Raw genomic sequence first — 20397 nt, forward strand, 5'->3', positions numbered from 1 at the left:
CATGCTGGCAGCCGAGCGGTATGACCGGATTGTGGAGATGGTGAATGTAAAGGGCAGTATGCGTGTATCTGAGCTTAGTGAGCGCTGCCGAGTGACGGAGGAAACCATCCGGCGGGATCTGGATCGGCTGGAACAGGCAGGGCGATTGCGTCGTTCTCATGGTGGTGCAGTGAGTGTGAAGGAAGATCAACCGGAGATCCCTTACCGGATCAGGGAGACAACTCATGCGGAAGAGAAGAAGCGGATTGCACAAGCGGCTCTGGCGATGATTCATCCGGGTGATCGCATTCTGTTGGATGCCAGCACAACAGCAGGTTATATGGCAGCGAACATGCCGGATTTTCCGCTGACGGTCTTAACTAATTCTATTCAGGTAGCTACGGAACTGAGCAGTCGTGACAAGGTGGAGGTCATCTCAACAGGAGGCCAGCTGGCACCTCGCTCATTGTCTTTTGTAGGGCCGCTCGCGGAGCGTTCTCTGGAGACGTATCATGTGGATAAATTGTTCTTGTCTTGCAAAGGCGTACATCTTGAAGGTGGCGGAATCAGTGAATCCAATGAACTCCAAGCAAGGCTGAAGCAGAAGATGGTTGGCATAGCCGATCAGGTTATCTTACTTGCAGATGCCAGTAAATTTGGTGTTCGTGCCTTTGCCCGAGTATCCGGGTTAAATGCAGTCCATACGATCGTTACCGATCAGCCATTGGAGGCTGAACAGACAGAACGTTTAAGCGGATACGATATTGGTATCATCACGGTTTAATCTTTTGGATTTTATCTATATAAATTGAACTAAACATTTACACGAAACGGAGTGTCCAGTGTAAATATTCTTAGTCAATTCATCTACTAATCAGTTAATAGGAGCGTGTAATTATGAAGGTCTCCTTATTCATTACCTGCCTCAGCGATGCCATCTATCCCCGAGTAGGGGAGGCCATGGTCAGATTGCTCGCCGCTCATGGCGTTCGGCTGGATTTTCCGCCGGTTCAGACCTGCTGCGGTCAGCCATCCTACAATAGCGGGTACTGGGACGAGACTCGGGTAGCGGCCAAAACGATTCTTGAAGCGTTTGACGACAGTGATTTTGTAGTCTGTCCATCCGGATCATGTACGTATATGATTCATCATTATCCCGAACTGTTCGCGGATGAACCGGTGTGGCTGGAGAAGGCAAAACGATTGGAAGCAAAAGCCTATGAATTCACTCAATTCCTCGTTCAGGTACTCGGTATAACTGATCTGGGTGCACATTTTCCACACAAAGTAACCTATCATCCATCCTGCCACGGCAGCCGTCTGCTTGGTGTAAAGGATGAGCCGATGGCGCTGCTCTCTCAAGTAAAAGGTCTGGAATTGGTTCCACTTCCATTCGCTGAGGATTGCTGTGGGTTCGGGGGGACATTTGCTATTAAAATGTCCGATATTTCAGGAGCGATGGTGACGGAGAAGGTCGATCATGTCAAAGAGACACAAGCCGAAGTACTGGTGGGGCTGGACATGGCCTGTCTGATGAATATCGCAGGTAATCTGCGTTATCGGAATGAACCGGTGCGTGTGATGCATCTGGCGGAACTACTGTATGAGGGGGTGCGAACAGGATGAGCCAACCGGGAGTTATGGATACTACGGTCAAAGAACGTGCCGGACTGGCCTTGAATGATGATTTTCTGCGTAAAGCGGTCAAATTCACGACAGAACGATTGCGTAACGGGAAAAAGTCTGCCTCAGAAGAACATGGGAATTGGGATGAATGGCGGGAGCGTGGCCGGCAGATTCGTCTGCATACGATTGCGTATCTGGATTATTATCTGAATGAATTTGTGAATAACGCCCGTGCGAATGGGGTTCATATTCATTTTGCAGATACATCGGTGGAAGCAGCGGCAATTGCGCTGGATATTGCGGCACACAAGCAGGCTTCTACGGTGGTGAAGTCCAAATCGATGGTGTCGGAGGAAGTACATCTGAATCATGTGCTGGAGTCGGCGGGCATTGAAGCCATCGAGACCGATCTGGGTGAATACATCATTCAGCTGGCAGGCGAAGCCCCTTCTCATATTGTCATTCCAGCCATCCATAAGAACCGCTATCAGATCGCAGAGTTGTTATCCAAGGAAGCGGGTGAAATTCTGGAGCCGGACACGACGGTACTTGCCGGATTTGTTCGCAAAAAGCTGCGCGAGAAGTTCCTCGAAGCGGATATCGGCATGACTGGTTGCAATTTTGCGATTGCAGAGACAGGTTCCATGGTTTTGTTCGAAAATGAAGGCAATGCCCGTATGGTATCCACTGTTCCCAAAACGCAGATTACACTCATGGGCATGGAGCGGATCATCCCGTCGTGGACGGATCTGGAGGTCATGGCAACCTTGTTGCCGCGCTCTGCAACAGGTCAAAAACTCACGATGTACATGTCAGGCATCACAGGTCCTCGTCGTACAGCGGATGCGGATGGGCCGGATGAAATGCACATTATTATCGTGGATAACGGTCGATCCCTTCAGCTCGGTGATCCCGAATTCCAAGAACTGCTGAATTGTATTCGCTGTGGTGCTTGTCTGAATGCTTGCCCGGTATATCGCCATATTGGAGGTCATGCCTACGGTGGAACCTATAGTGGACCGATTGGCGCGGTACTGACACCTGCACTCAATGGCAACATTGATGAATGGAATGATATTGCCGGTGCTTCGAGTCTTTGCGGAGCCTGCTATGAAGCATGTCCGGTCAAAATTCCGCTGCATGATATGCTCGTTTATTTACGCAGACGCAAGGTAGAGGATGGTCATGGAAACAAAATGGAGAGTATGGGCATGAAGGGCTTTGCTGCCGTGGTTTCCAATTCGAAACGCTTCAGTGCGGCCATACGTCTGGGACAGATCGGGCAGAAGGCAGTTGTACGCAACAACGGCATTTCTCTCAAGCTGGGTCCACTCAAAGGCTGGAATAATTATCGGGTTGCGCCAAGTCTCGCCAAGAAATCTTTCCGGCAGCAATGGAACAAGCTGGATCAAGAATTGAACCAGGAGCAACCGGCCATGAATTCTTCCGTTCGCAGCCGCATGGAGCAGATTATTCGTGAACGAGAGGAAGGGGAGGATAAGCATGGTCACTGAACATCAGCAATGGCTCGCGCAATTGGAGAAGAAGTCCATGGAGAAACAGGAGCAGTTCATGAATGACATTGCTTCGAAATTGAGAAGACCAAGACAACGGCATGCGCCAACCCAACCCTTTCGGGGAGCTCCCGACTTTTGGACTGAGCTGGAATGGGATGAAGAGAAGCGTATTCAAGCATTTACCGATAACTTTGTGAGCGTAGGTGCCCACATTGCGCGAGTTCAGAACATGGAAGAAGTATCTCAATTCATTGCGAACAAATCTCATGAGCTGAGTGCGAAATATATCATTCGCCAAAATGAACAGGCGCTAAAGGATCTCGGATTGGAAGAGCAGTTACCGGATGTGCAGATCTCAGTCTGGAATAATCAAGCGGATGAGAACTGGAGGGCACGTGCAGCTGAGGCTGATATCGGTGTAGTCATGGCGGATTATGCAACAGCTTACACAGGCTCGGTCACTGTACTTTCTTCACCAGAAAAAGGTCGGTCAGTGAGTCTGTTGCCTACGGTACTTATCATCATTATTCCAGTGGATCGACTGTACACCAGACTGGGTGAGACGCTGAATCGATTTGACGAAGCGGGAAGAGAGAATCTTCCGGCAGGCATCCACTTTATTTCAGGGCCAAGCCGCTCTTCCGATATTGAAAATGATTTAACCATTGGCGTACACGGACCAGGTATTGTATATGGTTTGATTATGGGTTAACGGTGTGTTGAGCGTGATGGCCAATCATAATTTTCATAACTGTCCTAGATGCAGAAATCGTCTGCTGAGGGCAGTTTTTTGTTTACATTTTTATAGTTAAAAACTATTAATACTATACTAATTATATATTTCACCTATTAATAATGGAGGTGTATAATTCATCCCAAGAGAGAATTTATATGGGATACGAAAGAGAAAGAGAAAGAGGAGGAGAAGTACAGATGAGTATATTTTCTTACCAAGTTCCGTTTATGGATGGACATAACGGTGTTTTTTCTGCTTTTAAAGGGAAAGTACTGCTTATTGTGAATACAGCAAGTCGGTGTAGCTACTCCCGCCAGTTCAGTGAACTTCAGCAAATGTATGAGAGATATCGTGATCAGGGGCTGGAAATTCTGGCATTCCCGTGCAACCAATTTAACGACAAAGAACCTGGCAGTAGCGCTGAGGTAGCCGAATATTGCAGAAGTCAGTTTCAGATATCCTTTCCGATTTTGGAGAAGGTTGAGGTCGTTGGGCAATCGGCGCATCCAGTGTTCCGTTATCTGATTGAAGAAGCGCCATTTCAAGGCTATGATCTGGACACAAAGGAAGGAAAGTGGATGGACACCTTTGTGAAGGAGAAGTATCCAGAGTTGTATCAAGGAGACGGGATCAAATGGAATTTCACCAAATTTCTGATTGACCGTAATGGGGACATCCATGGCCGTTATGAAACGACAGTTGCTCCATTAGAGATGGAGTCGGTTATTCAGAATCTGTTGAAGAAATCATAGGTATACCGCAATCCCTGTCCTGAGGTCCTATGACTTTGGGACTGTTGAAGATTAGAACTGGAAATGTTAGGGTAAAAGAAGATAACCAATGCATACATTTTTTTTAATCAAAAATGACCAATATACCATTTCGGTCAGTTAGTTCTATCATGGTTTTATCGTTATCTGGATGAAATATGAAAATGTGCAAAAAATAACTTGAATGTGTTGTTCTGAAGAGGAAGTGTAATCGAGTCTGTAGTCACGTCATTATTTTTTAGTTGTAGAACTCTTAACTTGGAAAGAAGGAGTGAGTGTCATGCCACCAATTTCAGTGCCTCAACCGAAAACATTTGGCCCACTGGGCAACTTGCCGCAACTGAACTTTGATGAGCCGGTGCAATCCCTGGTGAAGCTGGCTGAAGAATATGGACCGATCTTTCGTATGGAGTACCCTGGACGAAGCGAATTATATATTTCCGGTCACGAGCTGGTCGCCGAGGTAACAGATGAATCCAAATTCGACAAACGGGTGTGGGCACCCCTTGCGAAGGTTCGTGCTTTTGCAGGAGATGGACTGTTTACGAGTTGGACCGAAGAACCGAATTGGAAAAAAGCCCATAACGTGCTGCTGCCAAGCTTCAGTCAACGTGCCATGCAGGGATACCACAACAAAATGATTGACCTGGCTGTGCAGCTGGTTCAGAAATGGTCGCGATTGAACCCGGATGAGACGGTTAACGTTCCGGATGATATGACACGGCTTACGCTCGATACGATTGGACTGTGTGGTTTCAACTACCGGTTTAACAGCTTCTATCGGGAAGAACCACACCCATTCATTACGAGCATGGTTCGTGCGTTGGATGAATCCATGAGTTCATTGCAGCGACTGCGTCTGCAAGACAAGCTGATGATCACCAAAAAGAAACAGTTTGAACAAGATATCCGTTCGATGTTCTCATTGGTGGATCATATTATTGCCGAGCGCAAAGAGCAACCACAGGAAGGCGCAGACGATCTGTTGTCCCACATGCTTAGCGGCAAGGACCCGGAAACGGGAGAAACACTGGATGATGAGAACATCCGTTATCAGATTATTACCTTCCTGATTGCTGGACATGAGACCACAAGTGGACTGTTATCCTTCGCCGTCTATTATCTGATGAAGAATCCGGAGACGCTGGCTAAAGCTCAAGCTGAGGTGGATCAGATTTTGAAAGATCCAGTTCCAACCTACAACCAGGTTCGCAATCTGAAGTACGTTCGTATGGTTTTGAACGAAGCTTTGCGGTTATGGCCTACGGCCCCGGCATTTTCTCTGTATGCAAAAGAGGACACGGTACTTGCAGGTCAATATCCTTTGCAAAAAGGCGACAGCGTCAGTGTACTTATTCCCAAGCTGCATCGCGACAGTGAAGCATGGGGAGACGATGTTGAGGAATTCCGTCCGGAACGATTTGAAGATCCGAGCAAAGTGCCGCATGATGCCTACAAACCTTTCGGTAACGGTCAACGGGCCTGCATTGGTCAGCAGTTTGCACTTCAGGAAGCAACGCTGGTACTGGGCATGGTGTTGAAGCATTTTGATTTCATAGATCATTCCGATTATCAGTTAAAGGTAAAAGAAACCCTGACGCTCAAACCGGATAACTTCACAATCCGTGTACGTGCACGTGGGGGTCAGCCAGTCATGGCCGTTCCGGGTGTATCGGTCGAAGAACCAACGCCGGTCGCCAAAAGAACAGAGCTGGATGCAGCGAATGCCCATCACACACCGATGCTTGTTCTGTACGGTTCCAATCTGGGTACGGCCGAAGGCATTGCGCGTGAAATTGCCGATACTGCCAGATATCAGGGGTTCCGCAGTGAGGTCGCTGCGCTGGATGATCGCGTTGGCAAACTGCCGAAGGATGGCGCCGTCATTATTGTCAGTGCATCCTATAACGGTCAGCCGCCAAGTAATGCCAAGATGTTCGTCGAGTGGATTGAACATGCGGACGCCAATGAATTCAAAGGTGTGCGTTTCGCCGTTCTTGGATGCGGTGACCACAACTGGGCCAGCACCTATCAGCGTATTCCACGTTTAATAGATGAACAGTTATCTTCCAGAGGAGCAGAGCGATTATCGCCGCTGGGTGAGTCAGATGCAAGCGGCGATTTCGAGAAACAAGTGGGGGATTGGACAGAGCAATTATGGCCGGATCTCGCACGAACGATGGGACTGAAACTGAGCACAAGTTCCAATAGCGAACGTAGCTCATTGTCTGTACAATTTGTCAGCGGACTCGCCGTGACACCTCTTGCGGATACGTATGATGCACATGTGGCAGATGTACTGGAGAACAGGGAGCTTCATGACGCGGGCAGTGAACGAAGCACACGTCACCTTGAGATCAAATTGCCTGAAGGCATAACCTACAAGGAAGGGGATCACCTGGGCATTCTGCCGCAGAACCCACCGGAGCTGGTGGAACGTGTGCTTCGTCGATATGGGTTCACTGGAACGGAGCATCTGGTTCTGGATGCATCCGGTCGGAGTGCCGCGCATCTGCCGCTGCATCAACCGGTTAACCTGTATGATCTGCTCAGTCATAGTGTTGAGCTTCAGGAGGCAGCAACTCGTGCGCAGTTGAGAGAAATGGCAGCATACACGGTATGTCCACCGCACAAGAAAGAGCTTGAAGCTCTGCTTGATGAATCTGTATATATGGATGAAGTTCGGAATAAACGGATCTCCATGCTGGATTATCTGGTGAAATATGAAGCATGTGAACTGCCGTTCGAGCGCTTCCTTGAGTTACTGCCTTCATTAAAAGCCAGATACTATTCGATCTCCAGTTCACCACGTGTTCAGCCCGATCAAGCGAGTATTACGGTCAGTGTTGTGCGTGCCCCGGCATGGAGTGGACAGGGAGAATACAAAGGCATTGCATCCAACTATCTGGCTAACCTGAAGTCGGGTGATGAGATTGTCATGTTCACACGGACACCAGAATCCGGGTTCCAATTGCCGGAGGATGCACAGGTTCCCGTCATCATGGTGGGTCCGGGTACAGGCGTTGCCCCATTCCGTGGTTTCCTGCAGGCAAGACATGTATTGAAGGAACAGGGTCAAGAGGTTGGCGAAGCCCATCTGTACTTTGGATGCCGGAATCCCGAACATGATTATCTGTATAAAAATGAACTGGAAGCGGCCCAGCAAGAAGGGCTTGTAGAGCTTCACACTGCCTTCTCCCGAGTGGATGGGGAAGAAAAATGTTATGTACAGCATCTAATGAGAGACGATGCCCGTCATCTGATTCCATTGCTTGAAGAGGGTGCGCATCTGTATATCTGCGGTGATGGTAGCAAAATGGCACCTGATGTGGAAGCTACACTCCAGCAGGCATACACGGATATTCATGGCAAGTCCGCGAAGGAAGCAGAAGATTGGCTTAATCAGCTTCAACAGGCAGGTCGTTATGCCAAGGACGTATGGACAGGCATCTGAACTAAACATGTGAAGGATCAGCTTGATCCGTAACTGGCTGAGCGGTGAGATACAGAAGCAGTTCTGTTCTCACCGCTTTTTGACATAAACTGATTCTTCAGCAGAAGAGTGGGTGCATGGGTTATAATGATATATTGGAAGGGAGCACCCGTATGCAGACATTCGGGGAGCAGTATAAGGTTTGCGAAAAGAACCAGCTTTACTTCCGGCTACACGGCCGTTTTAGACTCTTTCTTCCAGCGGTTGGCCGATAGATCGACTCAACGCTGGAGAGAGGAAATAGAATACGGGAAGGGACTCTGCCTTTTCCCTGGAGTTCAAGATAATTCAGTCCCACGCCAACCAGTCTGATATTGTTAAATGCATTCCAGGAAGGGAACGTCGTGCGGATTCCGACTCTGATGCCTCGCCGTGTTCGAGGAATATCGAATACCCGAATGGAATTCAGACTAAGTGGAATGAATAACTGACGGTTTACTTTGATAAACTGCTTTGAATAGACACGACGAATACGTCCCGGTTCCAACCCGGAGAGTGGAGTATTCAGTTCTGCAAGGTGCCCCTGGAGTTCTGCCAGACGCTGCTGAAGTGTTTTTCCAGTATGGAGATGCTGCCAGCTCATAAGTATTCCTCCGTTCGCCATTTGTACCTAGTATATGAAGGAACGGGGTCGGAAGGTGTACGTTTGATAGCCCATGTTCGTTAAGGCTAGCGGGGTTTCTTTTATAATAGAGGAGTGATTCACATGATCGTAGAAATGTATAAAGACCTTATTAAGGATGAGCGTGGCAATTATTATCTGGCAGTGCAGATCGAGGGCAATGAGCTTACGCTTGTTAACGCATTCGTCGAAGCGGCATTCACGCCTGAACTGATCTATAATGAAGAGTTTCGTACCAAGCATAAAGAGATGGAAGGCGGGTTTGTAGGCAAAATAGCGATGGACCTGCTTCGCCATGATGTGGTCATGGGCATGAAGCAAATCGACCGCAAACTGTTGAACCTGTCAGATGTGGAGCAGCAATTCGCGGTGAATTATATTGATACGATTGAATTTTATCGTCACCCGGCTTGGCAACGGAAGGTGTAGAAATAAAGAAATGCAAAAGCGCAAGTTCGAGGGCAGTGAACCTCCGCAACTTGCGCTTTTTGCATGCGAACAATTAACGATAGGTAGGATGGATGATGCCAATATCGCGCTCGGTTTTCAAATTTCCATCAGCATAACGCTGCATTTCATTTCCTTTGATCCGAATCGGGATACACTCGCCTTGATAGAAAAGCTCTCCCTCGACAGTACGGACGCTCATTCCAATGATGCCTTCCAGATGTCCGCTATGATCCGTCACCAGCCGAATCCCTGACGGTCCGTCCAGGTGAACCTTGCCTTCCAGATATACCGTCATGCGATCAGGCGTGTTGAGCAATTCATATCCTACTCCGTTGACTTTTCTGCTATAAGCCGTGTTGCCAGATACGATTTCACCATGATCCATGTCGATAGGAAGCAGACCGGTAAACCAGAGTTGATTCGATCCAACAGGCATAATTCCGCATAATCGCTCCACATAATCGAGAAGACAAAGGATAGTAGGTGAGTAAGTCTCGGTATAGCCTTGTTCTCCGGTCCATGGGCTTAGTACCTGACCAAATTGCTTATCTTTGGATAGCGCAGACAAGATAGGCTGCATTACCCAGGTTAGCTCCACATATCGATGATGATACTCAAATGCGTGTGGTGCCCGAATCAGACTCAGGAAATTGGATGCCCCTCCCCAGCTGTTATAGGTGGAAAAGGGATCGAATCTGGGATCATCCATTGAAATCGATGTAAACGGGTATTTAGCGAAAAACTTGCTTGTATTCAACAGGTACCGACGCAGTAGGCTATCGAACAATTTACGGTCGCCCACCTCGCAGGCCATTACGCGGAGCAACACATCAGATTGCACTCTGACCCATTCGTCATTGCGATCCCGATCATAGAAGAACATATCCTGTTCGTCGTAACAATAACGAAAGAGACTTTCCAGGCTAGACTCGGCTTTTGCTTTCCAATCCGTTCCCGATTCTCCCAGTTCTTCAGCTATGCGGGACAGATACATGCGCTGACAATAGATATTGGCGGTCAGATCCGGTGCCAGAAAAGGCAGTATTGGAGAATCCGGATGATAGGCAGAAGCATCATTCATATAAGGTGTATCGGGAACATGCCAGAATCGGGGGGATAAGTCATGTCCGGTGTCAAACGTACTGAAGGCTTCTACACAGCCGGTTCCTCGGGTATTACGGTTGTGGGCAATCCACTCATCGTAACGAACCATAGCCTTATACATGGTGTTCAGGAAAGGCGACTGCTTCCCATGATTGCTATGAAGCTGATAGTGGTTCCATACACTGCGTGCCAGAGGAGTGACCAACTGGATTTGCCGGAAAGAGGGCCCGTTTGCCGTGAGTTTATACGGAAGCAATCCATCATCTCTTTGCTGCTTGGCAAATGCGAGGTACGTTGTTTCGGACACGGAAGGCAACAGGCGAGACAGCAGCTCCGCATTGATGGTACCTGTGCTCTCTAACCAACATCCCAGATAGATGCCACCTTCTTGTAAAATGGGATCGCTGTCTCCCATGGGCAGGGTGCAAGCAAGCAATTTCTCCACTGCCGCATAATACGTAGCTTCCATTTGACCGCCTGATGCCGCAAACCGGATACCCAACGCATGCCATTCCTGTAATAACTGCTGATCTTCCGGTTTAACTGGTTGAACTTGATCCATAATCGAAATGTTGCGCAGCCGATTCAGTATCTCTTCTGTCATTTGTTCCTCCTTGTAGCGTCTGCTATCGATTCGATTCAAAGATACGAACGGTACCGTTATAGAAGTCGGAGACAGCTTGCTCCACACTTTTTCGTCCAAATCCGATCTCCTGATTCGTCGTCTGAGCTAACTTGGAGAACTCTGCAAATCCCGGAGGATTGTAACTTACGTCAAAAGGTTCAGTCTTCGTAGCTTCGGAGACAAGGCTCGTATAGTTATAGACAATCTCCTCCACAGGGCCTGCACCTTCCTGAAGAAGATTTCGATTGGCTTCCGTAACGGGCACCCCGCGGTCATTACCGAGGATTTTGGCTGCTTCAGGATCATGAATCCAGAAGTTCATCAACGTCGCCACTTCCTTCGGGTGTTTCGTATTGGCATAACCTGATAATCCCTGACTGGATTCAAATACAACACCCGTTCCCTTAGGGCCTCGTGGTACAGGGAGAAGAACTAGCGGGTCTTCCGTCAAGCTCTGGAATGCAGCCAGCTGGTTGGATGGCAGGAGGGTCATGGCTGCTTTACCTGTGATTAACAGGGACTTACTGGTGTCATCATGCGGGTTGGATACCTGCAATTCCGGTGTAACTACACCGCCGGATGCCGAAGTCTTTTCCCAATACTGGAACCATTCCAGAATATCTTCCTTGGCGAATCCGAGTGTGCCGTTTTTCATGTCATACAGCTGTTTACCCCGTTGTTTCAGAAAAATATCCATTCCGTCGACGGTAAAATTGTACGTTCCATAGAAGCCGTCTCCGAGCTTGTCGGACAACTCCTTGCTAATGGCGGCATAGTCCGCCCAGTCCCAATCGGAAGTTGGCAAAGGCACGCCGGCTTTCTCAAAGAGTGCCTGATTCACAACAATTCCCCGTGCGTTCGCACCGGCAGAGATATGTTGCAGCTTCCCGTCGAGACGTCCGTATTCGATCATGGTTTCATCCATACCGTCCAGATTCAGTTCGTTGCCTACATACGGGTCCAGATTGAGCAGGACATCTTTTTTAGCATAGTCCACGACATTTCCACCAAGGAAAAAGATATCTGGTGCTGTGCCGGATGCCAACTGGGTATTCAACTTGTCAAAATATCCGGAGGAGGGTGCAAATTCACCTACAATTTTAATATCCGGATGTTTTGCCTGAAAGATCTTCAAGGCTTCATTCGTAATATCTGCCCGTTTCTGGTCACCCCACCACATGATGCGCAGTTCGACCTGTCCGCCCTCGGTAGTTCCATTGTCAGTACCATTGCTTGCATCATTAGCACCCGTATGGTCTGTTCCGGAGCAAGCTGTTACGAATAACAAGAGTGAAGTGATCATACCGATCATGAAGCGTTTGAACATGGTAAATCCCCCTGTCTATGGATAATGAGAAAAATGTTGTTACTTCAGACCTGTGGTCGCAATGCCCTCAAGGAAATATCGCTGAAACAATAAAAATATGATGGTCACGGGAAGCAGTGACAGGGTAGACATGGCGAGCAATGCGCCCCAATCGGATTGTCCTGATGGATCGAAGAGAGACCGAATGCCCAGCTGCACGGTGAACAGATCAATTTTGCTCAGATAGATCATCTGGCTGAAAAAATCATCCCAGCTCCACAGGAAGGTGAAGATCGCTGTTGTAATCAGTGCTGGAACGAGCAGTGGCACTACGATTCGGAAAAAGATCTGTGATTGCCCGCAACCGTCAATGGTCGCACTCTCGTCCAGCTCTCGCGGTATACCGCGTATGAATTGAACCATAAGCAAGATGAAGAAGGAATCCTGCGCGAGCCATTTGGGCAGAATCAGCGGGAAATACGTATTAATCCATTGAAGCTCATTATAGAGAATGTACTGGGGCACCAGAGTAACATGGTAAGGCAACATAATCGTGACCAACATCATACTGAACCACAGGCCTTTGAATCTAAATTTCAATCTGGAGAAGGCGAAGGCTGCAAGGGAACAGGAGATCACATTGCCCAGCACACTCATGACCGAGATCAGCACGGAGTTGCTGAAGAAACGGCCGAAGGAGATGCCTTGCAGACCTTTCCAGCCATTAATATAGTGCTCCAGCGTGAAGCTGGTTGGGAAAAGACTGCCACTGGTGAAGATGAGATGGTTCGGTTTAAACGAACTGAGAATCAACCATAGTACAGGATATAACATCAGCAGACCGAGGAGTATAATGGCAGCATGCCTCCCGGCCTGAAGCAGTTGTCGTTTGATTGGCACATGCATTACCTCCCCTCCTGATTATCCCCGTAGAACACCCAAAATCGGGATGTGACAAAGACGATTGCGGTAAATACTCCGATAATGACCAACATGATCCAAGCCAGAGCTGAAGCGTAACCCATATCAAAGAACGAGAAACCTTTCAGATACAGATACAAGGTGTAGAACATCGTTGCGTCGAGTGGACCCCCGCGGCCATCCCCGATCACGTAAGCTGGTGTAAACGCCTGGAATGAATTGATCATGCTCATGATCAGGTTAAAAAAGATAACGGGGGAGAGCATGGGCAATGTAATTCCAAAAAATTGACGTATCTTTCCCGCCCCATCGACATCAGAGGCTTCATATAAGTCTGCCGGGATCTGTTTCAGACCAGCAAGAAAGATGACCATAGCAGACCCGAATTGCCACACCGATAGCGTGATGATGGTATAGACTACATAATCCGGATGTGCAATCCAGGATGGTCCCGAGATACCAAACCAGCTTAAAAACTGATTGACCAATCCATTCCCCTCAAAAAGTTGCCGCCATACGATTGCAATCGCGACGCTGCCACCCAAGAGAGAAGGGATGTAATATACGGTCCGGTAGATGCCGAGGGCTCGAATTCCCTTGTTCAGCGCCATTGCCACCAATAGGGCGAAGGCGAGCCTTAGTGGAACGGATAGAAAGACATAATAAAACGTCAGCCCCAGGGACCTGCGAAAGGTATCGTCCTCGGTAAAGATGTGAACATAGTTGCTAAGTCCAGTCCAAGTCGGTGATGACAGCAGATTGAATTTGGTCATGGATAAGTATAGGGACGCAACCATCGGTCCCAGTGTCAGACAGAAGAGTCCGATCAGCCAGGGCAGAAGAAACAAGTAGGCTGTGGTATTTTGCTGACCGTATAAGGGCTTGGTCTGTTTTTTCATCATGTGCCTCCCTTCTGAATGGGTAAGAATAATGGCCACCAATTATGAATCCGCTTACAACATGCGGCGTTCTCTTGGTAACCACATCATACCGGGGAAGGGGAGAAGCTTGAATCTCATTTCTTCGGATCATGGCTATCGATTTTTTCGGAATGCAGCAAGCGATAATCTGATGGACTCATGTTGAACATTCTTTTGAATTTCGAACTGAAATAACTTGGTGAACTGAAGCCGGTCAGTTCTGTAATATCCCATACGGTTAATTGGGTTTCCTTCAGCAGTTGCAAGGCGTGTTTCATCCGAACGCCCGTCACATATTGAATAAAAGAGGTACCTGCACCTTCCTTAAACAGTTCGGAGAAATAGGTAGGATAATAGTTGAATCGTTCAGCGAGCAACGTCAACGTTAGCTCCTGCATGTAGTTCTCCTCGATATATCGCTTGGCTAACTCTATAATCGTCCCATCCCCATCTTCCGAGGGTAGCTTTTGATCCAGGAAGTCTTGAGCCCATTGCATTAATAAGCGTTCTGCTTGATCTGGCGTCTTGAGCCACAGTATCCATTCCGGGGCCATAGGACAACCCATCAACAGTGAAATTTGAAAAATGCTTCGAGTCATTCGGGAGGGAGAGAGCTGGAATGCCTCGTGAAGTTCCTTGTGGATGATGCTACGGAAGGAGTCCAGTTCCCCTCGAATGAGGAAACGATGCAACGCTCGGGTAGTCTCCTCAGGCAGTAATGGACTATAATCTGTTCCTGCCATTGGGTTTGGATCGCCGCCAGCCCGTTCAGCTGAATTCCAAGCCAGAAGGGAATGGATGTAACCTTCTTTCCAATGCTCAAGTCCAGAACCAGAAAGTCCCACCCCAATCTTAAGTTTCATGGAAAAAACAGATGCCGTATGTCCCGTGAGCTGTTGGATGAATTCGTGCTGCATACCGTCCTGTACCATGAAATGCATGATGCCTGCGTATGCCGAATCATGAAAAACCTGGACATTGTCTGAATCAGACTGGGCGATTTCATAACAAACCAGCTCGAAAGGAAGATGCATCTGCTCGTGTGAGCGATCTTTTCGAATATTCTGCTTGTCCGATTGACTTATACTCGCGGTGATGAAACAGACCTTCTGATCCTGCCATGATTCGAGATGGAACAATCGGAGTCGTTCTGGCAGTGAGGAAGGGGGAAGACGATTACCTCTGACGAGATCAAGAAGGAAACGTTCTTTCATTTCCCGGTAATACTGAGAGAGTCGCCATTGCAGTAATTCGGAATCGCCTCGTACTTTACGTTGATCATCCAGATCCGCTTTAATTTTGCATAATGTCGCTTTCAGTTCATCCCGGGTTACAGGCTTCAGTAAATAATCCATGACCTGGCTGCGGACACCCGCTCTGGCATATTGAAAATCTTCATAACCCGTGATTATGATAATCTGGATAGAAGGATTATAACTGCGGCAGACATCCAGTAATCGGACACCGTCCATGACAGGCATGTTCATATCGGTAATCAGCAGGTCGAAATGTTCAGATTTCAAAAGTTCGTCAGCTTCAATCCCGTTAGATGCTTCCCCTGTTATAACAAAGCTCATGCCGTGCCAATCGACTTTCAATTTTAATCCTTCGCGAACTTCGATCTCGTCATCTGCGATTAATACGTTGTACATCATATTCCTCCTGTACGGGTAGAGTCAGTTCAATACATGCGCCTCCGCTTTCATCGTTCTCCATATGAACAGTGAACAAGGCACCATAATGCAGACGGCAACGAGCAATGACATTGCCTAGTCCAATATGCCAGCCTTCGTTATGCAATATGGATTCCAACGAGGGGGGAGCTACGGGATGCTGCAACTTGTGGATGATTTCTGCTGGAATACCTGGTCCATTATCTGAAACACTGATATGCAGACGATCATGTATCCGATTGATCCGTATCTGGACCTGGGCTGTCGTCTGATGCTGAAAACTGTATTTCACTGCATTTTCAATAAGCGGCTGAAGAATGAACTTGATGATGACCAAGGCGTTCAATGTGCCTTCCTTCGTTATCGAAATGTCGAGTTTACGACCGAAACGGGTTTGCAAAATGGAGATATAACGTTGTACATAATCTAGCTCTTCGGTCAGGGGAACACGGTCGTCATTAGTGTTTATGGAAAAGCGCATCATTTTACCCAAATCCTCAATGACCTGAACCGTATCATCCGTTCTACGCTGAATGGCAAGGCTACTCACCAGCTCCAGGGTATTAAACATAAAATGAGGATTAATCTGTATGAGAAGTGCCTTATACTCTGCTTGCTGGCGGAGTAGCTTCAGCTCGAATTCATTCTGGATATGCTGGCGCAACTGACTGATCATATAACGGAAAGTGAAGATCACATAACTGATCTCGCTCTTTACATTTTTATCTGGAGGCAGCAGTGAATCCGCTTGGTCGAAAGCACCTCGTTGAACCTGTCTCATCGCCAGTACCAATCTGGTCAAAGGTTTGGTTACACCGTGGGATAACCATGCAGCAGCCAAGAGGGAGACTAGAATCAGGGCAATCGTCACCACCACAATCGTGCTTTGGAGCTTATGGAGAGAGAGGTACATTTCCTTTTCCGGTGCCAGACCCGCCAACATCCAGCCGGTACGTCCCAGTTTCTTGTATACAAGGATGTCTCGCTGTCCTTCATGGTTTGTGAGGTATGCCACCCCGGATCTGAGAGGGCTGTTTCGAATACGATTGATCTCTGCGGTAGCTACAGCACCCAACGTGTCTACCTGCTGTGAGAGAATAGGATTTCCTTGCTCGCCCAGCAGAAAAATCGTGCTATTCTCCGCAAGATGTATGCGCCGGAGCGGCTCCAGAAAATAGGATTCACTGACATTCACCTTCATGACATTCTTCGCTGTAGCATGATGAAAGGTGCCAATGGGCATCAGCAGACTGACCACCGGATGACCATGATCTCTGACACGTTCATGTTGGTCGGTGTGTGCAGGTAACCAGCGTTCCCCCAACGTGTAGAAATTCGTATACCAGGATTCTTGTTGAAAGGCAGGATCATACGTTACTTGATTCTCACTGCCAATTCGCAGTCCATTCCGTCGATAGATGGATACATCCGAGATACTAGTGTAGCTGTTAGTTGCCTGAGTGAGAAAACGGCTCATAGCGAGGTTCGCCAGCATCTTCTCTCCTTCCGGCAGGCTCGGATCTCCGATCGCATTATCCCAGTTCTTGCCCATATCACTATTGAAAACAAGAGAGGCGACATCATAGATTTGCATCTGCACCATGTCTACGTATGAACCATATTCCTCCATTTTCTCAAGAGCAGAGGATTCGATGTAAGAGCGAATGACCGTGCGTGATTCCTTGAAAAGTAGGTAAGAGAGTGTGCCAAAAGCGAGGACAAACAGGACAACGATAAAGGCAATCAGGCGGTTTTTTAAAGAGAAGAACATGGATTTCCTCCTTCTACCGAGTCAACTTGCGTGCAGGTTAATGTTAAAAATATAAAAAAAGACTGCGTGATATGCGCAGCCTTTAAATGAATTTAATAATGTAGTGCAGACTTGGAGCCTTAGAACCGAACCAGATTATTGACGTTGACAGGCAAGCCCGTGGCGATGGCACGATTGGCCGCAATCCCAGTCAAAATGGATCTGGCACCGTCCACGTGGTTAGCAGCACGATGGAACGGATCTTCTACAGGCTCTCCGAACAGATCATTCAGCAGAACCGGGTCACCTCCGCCATGTCCCCCCGCTTTCTCTTCCACTTCAACCTCATATGGCGTACCGAACATTGGAAGGACCCGCAACGTTTTACCGATCAATGCACCTTCCTTGCTCTTGTCACCTAATGAATTGACATAGGATTGCTCCACAATGTTCATCTCCATCCGACCTTTGGTGCCATTAATGGCAATGCGGTAACCTTCCCATGGCTGGTAGGCGACGAGGGAGTAGGTCAAAATCGCTTTGTTCCGATACTTCACAAGAACGCCCATCGTATCCTCAATGTTGATGCCATCCCCGAATACGCTCTGATCCCGCTGATAACCATCTTCCGATTCGGCATCCAGATACATGGACTTCATATGAGCATCCGAATCCAAATGCAGTGCAAAAGGATCCTCTTTTGCGATCGGATTACCTGTTGCCCGATTGTAGAACTGTGTTACACCGCGTTCTTCTGCATTTTCTCTGCCGTAATACATCAGATCACCGAATGCGAACACGGTATCCGGCTGTGAGCCAATCCAGAAATTCACCAAGTCAAAGTGATGGGTGGATTTGTGAACGAGCAGTCCGCCGCTATTGCGCTTGTCCCGATGCCAGCGGCGGAAATAATCTGCCCCGTGGCGGGTATTAAGCAACCATTCGAAGTGAACGGAAGTAACTTTTCCAATGGTATCATTCAGAATAAGTTCCCGAATCTTAGTATGGTGTGGTGCATAACGGTAGTTAAAGGTTACTCTCACGTTCTGGCCAGTCCGCTTGACGGCATCCAAAATCTCCTGGCATTTCTCCTCATCGATGGTCATCGGTTTCTCGGTAACAACGTCACAACCAAGTTCCATCGCGCGAATGATGTACTTGTGATGGGTGCGGTCAACGCTCGTTACGATGACATAATCAGGTTCCTCGTTCTCAATCATCTGATCAAACTGATCTGCAGGATAAGTGGGTACCTCAGGATACTCGTACTTTTCCTTTAATAGTTGATTCGCGTAGTTCATACGGACTTGATTTATATCGCAAAAGCCGACAAGCTCGGATGTATCCCTGTAATCCCGGGTCAAAGCACCATAAAAAAATTCGGCGCGGCCGCCGGTTCCAACTAATACATAACGTTTCTTGTTACTCATGTCTATCGCCTCCTTGAATATAGCTCTAGACTATAACAAGGGAGTACTTCTTTCGCCGCATTTTATGCGTAACCGCTTTCAAATGCCGCATATTTTGCTATAATTTATGAAAAGGAGAGAGGGCGACATGACAGAACCTTTTCGTGCAGATTTTCATGATCCCACGGATTTGCTACACATCGAATATGATCGTCGCATTGGATATTTCTCAATGACGGATGACCATCTGCATGATCATTATGAGTTATATTACCTGTTGTCTGGTGAGCGTATCTATTTCATTAAGGACCGGACCTACCGGGTAAAGGCTGGCGATCTGGTGTTTGTTGACCGCAATACGGTTCACAAGACATTGGAGAGCGGTATGCCCGACCATGAGCGGATGGTTCTCTATTTGAAGCCGGAGCTTTTTGCTGCCATGTCGGTTTCACCTGACTTCGTTGAAGAATTGAAGGAGCCCTTCTGTTGGGAGATTCCCATTGTAAGATTTCCTTCGCAGGTCATGGAGGTTTTGGAGCGGATGGTTAGCGAAATGGTGGATGAAATGCTTCGTCCCCAACCCGGAAGTAACCTGTTGCTTCGTCACCGGGCTATTGAATTGTTGGTGCATGCCTATCGGAATCAGTATCTGGGTCGATTATGCTCCGATGATCGTGAACCGGTTCTTCATCCCAAGACACAGGCCGTCGTGCGTTACCTGAATGAAAATTATCAAAAACCACTGACATTACCGGAGGTGGCGGGTATGTTTCGCATTAGTCCGCATTATCTGAGTCGATTGTTCAAACAAACGACAGGATTTACCTTCAGTGATTATCTGAATCTGTTACGGGTGAAGGAAGCACAGCGTTTGCTGCGGGAAAGTGAGGAATCCATTACGGATATCGCCTGGCTTGCTGGATTCAGTAACTTCTCTCATTTTGGCAAGATGTTTAAGCGTACCGTTCAGGTATCACCAAGAGTCTACCGACAGGAATACAAGGAATCGGGTTCCGTAAGGACCTTAAAAGAGGGAGAGAATATAAAATGATTGAAGCAAGATTGAATGAACTGGGGATTATTTTACCACAGGCCAGCGCGCCCGCAGCAAAATATGCCAATGCCGTTATTGTCAATGGAATCATGTATGTATCCGGGAAAGGACCTGATACCTCTGAACGTGGCAAACTCGGATCAGACTTCACAACAGAGCAGGGGTATGATTTTGCCCGGAACGCTGGGCTGGAGGTGCTTGCTGTCGTTAGAGATGTGCTGGGTTCACTGGATCAGGTGAAGAGAGTGGTTAAAGTGCAGGGCTTCATTAATGCATCTGCTTCGTATCAGGAGCATCATAAAGTGCTGAATGGGTTCTCCGATCTGATGATGGAGGTATTCGGGGATCAGGGGGTACACGCCCGTTCGGTATTCGGTGCCGTATCTGTGAGGGATAATTTGCCGCTAATCATTGATTCCATCTTTCAAGTAGAGGAGTAGGT

At 47.9% G+C, this 20397-nt stretch carries 17 protein-coding genes; 9 read left to right on the forward strand and 8 right to left on the reverse strand.

Annotation, left to right across the window (positions count from 1 at the left end):
* Position 1: 1 nt before the first annotated feature.
* From MKX75_RS11940 to MKX75_RS11965, 6 genes are all read left to right on the forward strand, one after another.
* A complete protein-coding gene (locus MKX75_RS11940) occupies positions 2 to 763 on the forward strand; it encodes a DeoR/GlpR family DNA-binding transcription regulator (RefSeq protein ID WP_339169720.1) in 762 nt (253 codons plus the stop codon).
* A gap of 113 nt (positions 764 to 876) precedes the next feature.
* Entirely contained in the window at positions 877 to 1605 is a 729-nt protein-coding gene (locus tag MKX75_RS11945; protein WP_017688927.1) for a (Fe-S)-binding protein, read from the forward strand.
* Positions 1602 to 3119: a LutB/LldF family L-lactate oxidation iron-sulfur protein gene (locus MKX75_RS11950; protein WP_076330804.1), complete on the forward strand. Its 1518-nt coding sequence runs from the start codon at positions 1602 to 1604 to the stop codon at positions 3117 to 3119. The genes MKX75_RS11945 and MKX75_RS11950 overlap by 4 nt, the downstream gene beginning before the upstream one ends.
* Entirely contained in the window at positions 3109 to 3834 is a 726-nt protein-coding gene (locus tag MKX75_RS11955; protein WP_339169723.1) for an LUD domain-containing protein, read from the forward strand. Before MKX75_RS11950 ends, MKX75_RS11955 begins: the two co-directional genes overlap by 11 nt.
* Before the next feature lie 221 nt (positions 3835 to 4055).
* A complete protein-coding gene (locus tag MKX75_RS11960; protein ID WP_339169724.1) occupies positions 4056 to 4610 on the forward strand; it encodes a glutathione peroxidase in 555 nt (184 codons plus the stop codon).
* Positions 4611 to 4908: 298 nt separating this feature from the next.
* On the forward strand, positions 4909 to 8082 hold the full coding sequence (locus tag MKX75_RS11965; RefSeq protein ID WP_339169726.1) for a bifunctional cytochrome P450/NADPH--P450 reductase: 3174 nt from the start codon (positions 4909 to 4911) through the stop codon (positions 8080 to 8082).
* Positions 8083 to 8281: 199 nt separating this feature from the next.
* Here the strand turns inward: MKX75_RS11965 and MKX75_RS11970 are convergent, their stop codons facing one another.
* Positions 8282 to 8704, reverse strand: a complete 423-nt coding sequence (locus tag MKX75_RS11970; RefSeq protein ID WP_339169728.1) for a hypothetical protein — start codon at positions 8702 to 8704, stop codon at positions 8282 to 8284.
* Positions 8705 to 8827: 123 nt separating this feature from the next.
* On the opposite strand from MKX75_RS11970, the gene MKX75_RS11975 reads away from it, so the two are divergent.
* Complete coding sequence (locus MKX75_RS11975; protein ID WP_339169729.1) at positions 8828 to 9172, forward strand: hypothetical protein; 345 nt, start codon at positions 8828 to 8830, stop codon at positions 9170 to 9172.
* 73 nt (positions 9173 to 9245) lie between these two features.
* Here the strand turns inward: MKX75_RS11975 and MKX75_RS11980 are convergent, their stop codons facing one another.
* The 7 genes from MKX75_RS11980 to MKX75_RS12010 form a co-directional block, all read right to left on the reverse strand.
* Positions 9246 to 10901, reverse strand: coding sequence for a hypothetical protein (locus tag MKX75_RS11980; RefSeq protein ID WP_339170439.1), 1656 nt, complete (start codon positions 10899 to 10901; stop codon positions 9246 to 9248).
* A gap of 22 nt (positions 10902 to 10923) precedes the next feature.
* Complete coding sequence (locus tag MKX75_RS11985; RefSeq protein ID WP_339169731.1) at positions 10924 to 12249, reverse strand: extracellular solute-binding protein; 1326 nt, start codon at positions 12247 to 12249, stop codon at positions 10924 to 10926.
* Between the two features lie 39 nt (positions 12250 to 12288).
* A complete protein-coding gene (locus tag MKX75_RS11990; RefSeq protein ID WP_175623674.1) occupies positions 12289 to 13134 on the reverse strand; it encodes a carbohydrate ABC transporter permease in 846 nt (281 codons plus the stop codon).
* The gene (locus MKX75_RS11995) at positions 13134 to 14048 is read right to left on the reverse strand and encodes a sugar ABC transporter permease (RefSeq protein ID WP_145149092.1); all 915 of its coding nucleotides are present in this window, start codon (positions 14046 to 14048) and stop codon (positions 13134 to 13136) included. The genes MKX75_RS11990 and MKX75_RS11995 overlap by 1 nt, the downstream gene beginning before the upstream one ends.
* Positions 14049 to 14164: 116 nt before the next feature.
* A complete protein-coding gene (locus tag MKX75_RS12000; RefSeq protein WP_339169734.1) occupies positions 14165 to 15721 on the reverse strand; it encodes a response regulator in 1557 nt (518 codons plus the stop codon).
* Complete coding sequence (locus MKX75_RS12005) at positions 15696 to 17513, reverse strand: histidine kinase (RefSeq protein ID WP_339169735.1); 1818 nt, start codon at positions 17511 to 17513, stop codon at positions 15696 to 15698. Before MKX75_RS12005 ends, MKX75_RS12000 begins: the two co-directional genes overlap by 26 nt.
* 119 nt (positions 17514 to 17632) lie before the next feature.
* Positions 17633 to 18922, reverse strand: coding sequence for a Gfo/Idh/MocA family oxidoreductase (locus MKX75_RS12010; RefSeq protein WP_339169736.1), 1290 nt, complete (start codon positions 18920 to 18922; stop codon positions 17633 to 17635).
* Between the two features lie 127 nt (positions 18923 to 19049).
* Here MKX75_RS12010 and MKX75_RS12015 point away from each other — a divergent pair, with 127 nt between their 5' ends.
* Positions 19050 to 19952: an AraC family transcriptional regulator gene (locus MKX75_RS12015; protein ID WP_339169737.1), complete on the forward strand. Its 903-nt coding sequence runs from the start codon at positions 19050 to 19052 to the stop codon at positions 19950 to 19952.
* Positions 19949 to 20395, forward strand: coding sequence for a RidA family protein (locus tag MKX75_RS12020; protein ID WP_339169739.1), 447 nt, complete (start codon positions 19949 to 19951; stop codon positions 20393 to 20395). The genes MKX75_RS12015 and MKX75_RS12020 overlap by 4 nt, the downstream gene beginning before the upstream one ends.
* Positions 20396 to 20397 lie beyond the last annotated feature (2 nt).

The organism is Paenibacillus sp. FSL R5-0341, assembly GCF_037975235.1.
Taxonomy (GTDB): domain Bacteria; phylum Bacillota; class Bacilli; order Paenibacillales; family Paenibacillaceae; genus Paenibacillus; species Paenibacillus amylolyticus_A.